The 2,890-nt window shown below is 74.4% G+C and carries 3 protein-coding genes; 2 read left to right on the top strand and 1 reads right to left on the bottom strand.

From position 1 onward, the window contains the following. The first annotated feature begins 255 nt into the window (after positions 1–255). Both IEZ01_RS33600 and IEZ01_RS33605 read left to right on the top strand, forming a co-directional pair. Positions 256–1,167: a helix-turn-helix domain-containing protein gene (locus IEZ01_RS33600; RefSeq protein WP_019891733.1), complete on the top strand. Its 912-nt coding sequence runs from the start codon at positions 256–258 to the stop codon at positions 1,165–1,167. A gap of 40 nt (positions 1,168–1,207) precedes the next feature. Then, positions 1,208–1,852: a TetR/AcrR family transcriptional regulator gene (locus IEZ01_RS33605; protein WP_189205527.1), complete on the top strand. Its 645-nt coding sequence runs from the start codon at positions 1,208–1,210 to the stop codon at positions 1,850–1,852. Here the strand turns inward: IEZ01_RS33605 and IEZ01_RS33610 are convergent. Next, on the bottom strand, positions 1,842–2,771 hold the full coding sequence (locus tag IEZ01_RS33610; RefSeq protein WP_189205529.1) for a Fe(II)-2OG oxygenase family protein: 930 nt from the start codon (positions 2,769–2,771) through the stop codon (positions 1,842–1,844). The genes IEZ01_RS33605 and IEZ01_RS33610 overlap by 11 nt on opposite strands. Positions 2,772–2,890: the final 119 nt, after the last annotated feature.

The raw sequence follows: 2,890 nt of genomic DNA on the forward strand, positions 1-2,890 counted from the left end.
CGTCATCACCGTCGGCGGCCCGGGCTCCACCCCCCGCACACCACCAGCAACAGACACCTCATCAACCGCCGACATGGTCAGCGCTCCCTTCCGATCCGCTTGGGGGTTACGGAACAGAAGCGTGCGCCCGGCGCGGCTGACTACCCAGCCCTCTGTTCTGGCTACCCAGCCGGGGAATGGTTCCCGTAAGACTGGTCACGACATGACTACCTTCCCGCTCCCCAACTCCTGGTGACATCAGGGACACTTGGCTCTATGGACACACCATCCGAGCTGGGGGACTTCCTGCGCAGTCGCCGCGCCAGGCTGCAGCCGGAGGAGGTCGGCCTCACCCCCCACGGCAGCCGCAGGCGCGTGCCGGGCCTGCGCCGCGAAGAGCTCGCCCTCCTCGCCGGCGTCAGCGTCACCCACTACACCCGCCTCGAACAGGGCCAGAACACCAACGCCTCGGACGCCGTCCTCGACGCGATCGCCCGCGCCCTGCGCCTGAGCGAGGACGAATGCGCCCACCTGCGCGACCTCGCCCGACCCTCCCGCCCCAAACGCCGCCCCAGCCCGCCGCGCCCCGCCCACGCCCGCCCGGCGCTGCGCCAGCTCCTGGCCGCCATGGGCGAGGTCCCGGCCGTGGTCGTGGACCGCCGCAACGACGTCCTGGCCTGGAACCCGCTCGGCCACGCCCTCCTCGGCGGCCACCTGGAACCGCACGCCCCCGACACGGTCGAACACCGCCCCAACCTCACCCGGATGCTCTTCCTCGACGAGCACGCCCGCCGCCTGTACGGCGACTGGGAGGAAGAGGCCCGTACGTCCGTCTCCGCGCTGCGCCTGACCGCCGGCCGCCACCCCGACGACCGGCACCTGGCCGAACTCATCGGCGAACTGGCCATGAAGAGCCCCGAGTTCGCCTCCCTGTGGTCACGCCACCCGGTCAGCAGCTGCACCTACGGCACCAAAGAGCTGCGCCACCCCCTGGTCGGCGCGATGCAGCTGGCCTTCGAAAGCATGCAGCTCGCCGACGACTCCGGCCAGCGGATGCTCACCTACAGCGCCGAACCGGACACCCCCTCCGACGCCGCCCTGCGCCTGCTCGCCGGCTCCCTGCCCACGCCCTCACCGCTGGACACCTTGACCGGCCAGACCTCCTGGCCGCACCCCGAGTCCCGCTGAACTCACCGCTGGTCGCAGGGAGTTGGAGGAGAAGCCGCTGATGGAGGGTGCACACATACCCGGCGGCCACCGGCACCCGGTGGCACAAGGGGCGGCGGGCACGGTCCGCCCCGGGGGCCGCACCGCGCGCACCCGCGCCCGGGTGCTGGCGGCCGCCGGGGAGATCCTGACCGAGAAAGGATTCACCGGCCTGGATCTCGCCCAGGTCGCCGCCCGCGCCGGGGTGGGCCGCACCACCGTGCACCGCCGGTGGGGGAGTGCGGCGGCGCTGGTCGCCGACCTCCTTCAGGAGGCCACCGCCCGCCCGGCCTTGCCCCGCCCCACCACCGGCCACCTGGCCGCGGACCTCGCCGCGTGCGCCCTGCACGTCCGCCACGCCCTGACCCACCCGGCACAGGCGGCGCTGCTGCGCGCGGCGATCGCGGCCGCCACCTTCGATCCGCCCACGGCCGGTGCGCTGGCCCGCTTCTACCGGGCCTGCGACGCCGCCTGGGCGCCGCTGGTGGCCCGGGCGGTGGCGGCGGGCGAGCTGCCGGCGCGCACGGACGCGGCCGAGACCGTCCGCGCGGTGTGCGCGCCGCTGGCACACCGGGTGGTCACCGGCGCCGTACCGAGCGAGCAGGACGCGCTGCGGGCCGCGCGCACCGCGCTGGCCGCGGCCCGGGCCGGCGCGTTCACCCGCTGAGCAGCACCCGTCCGGCCGCCGAGGCCCGCACCGCACGGGACTTGCGCAGATCCCGCGTGACATGGGCCTTCTTCAGCCACCGCCCGCTACCGCCGGGCCCGGCCGGGTACGCCGGCCGCCCGTGCACGGCCAGGTAGTTGTCGACGACGAGCAGGGTGCCCGCATCCACCACGACGTCCCTGCGGTTGCGCTCCAGCTCGGCCATGAGCGCCCCCAGCGCGTGCCGGGCCGCCCGGTCCCCGGGTGCGCCGCCCATCACACCCGGGTCGATCCGCAGGTACGGGGCGTCCCTCGCGCCGGAGAGGACGGCGACCGGCCCGGCACCGGAGGCGATCTGGAACCGGGGCTCGAACAGCACCCGCATCAGCGGCGCGGGCAGCCGCACATCCCGTACGGAGGCGAGCGTGGTGGGCACCGCGGCCGGGTTACGGATCCCCAGCAGCGCCAGATAGTCGCAGCGGTAGGGATGGGTGGCGTCCTCGGTGTGCCACTCCTCCCGCTGAACCGCGCCACCGTGCGCCCGGCCGGGCAGCACGTCCTGCACCATCCGCCCGCCCTGGCGCCCCGACCAGCCGAACACCTCCCCCAGGCAGCGGGCGAGCAGCCCGAGCAGCAGCTCCTCGCGGCGCGTACTGGTCGAGGCGGCGGCCACACTCCAGCTCCCCGGCGTCGGCCCGACGGCCACATCGTCCACGGGGAAGCCGCGCACCACACACGCCCCGGCGCTCTCCTCGCGCCGGAAGTCCTCCAGAAAACACCGCAGCCCGGCCGGAAGCCCCTCCAGCAGCTCCCACGCCCCGTCATGGAAGAGCCCGAGCCCCGGATCGCACCCGGCCTTCTCCAGCTCGGTCACCAGCGTGTTGACCTGCGCGATGTCGGCGTCGGACACCTCGTACTGCGGCCAGCTCTCGTAGCCCATCGGCAACCTCCCGGCGTTTCCCCCACCTGCGTCACGATGCGCACCCACGCAAAGCCGGCCCCGGCGGAACAGCCGCCCGGCACGCACATACGCACCCCCAAAACGCTAACCGCGCCCCC

The organism is Streptomyces purpureus (assembly GCF_014648195.1).
In the GTDB taxonomy this organism is placed as follows: domain Bacteria; phylum Actinomycetota; class Actinomycetes; order Streptomycetales; family Streptomycetaceae; genus Streptomyces; species Streptomyces purpureus.

Excerpts from the sequence above, each read along its gene's own strand:
- IEZ01_RS33600 (WP_019891733.1), top strand. The coding sequence starts at position 256 with ATGGACACACCATCCGAGCTGGGGGACTTCCTGCGCAGTCGCCGCGCC.
- IEZ01_RS33605 (WP_189205527.1), top strand. The coding sequence starts at position 1,208 with ATGGAGGGTGCACACATACCCGGCGGCCACCGGCACCCGGTGGCACAA.
- IEZ01_RS33610 (WP_189205529.1), bottom strand. The coding sequence starts at position 2,771 with ATGGGCTACGAGAGCTGGCCGCAGTACGAGGTGTCCGACGCCGACATC.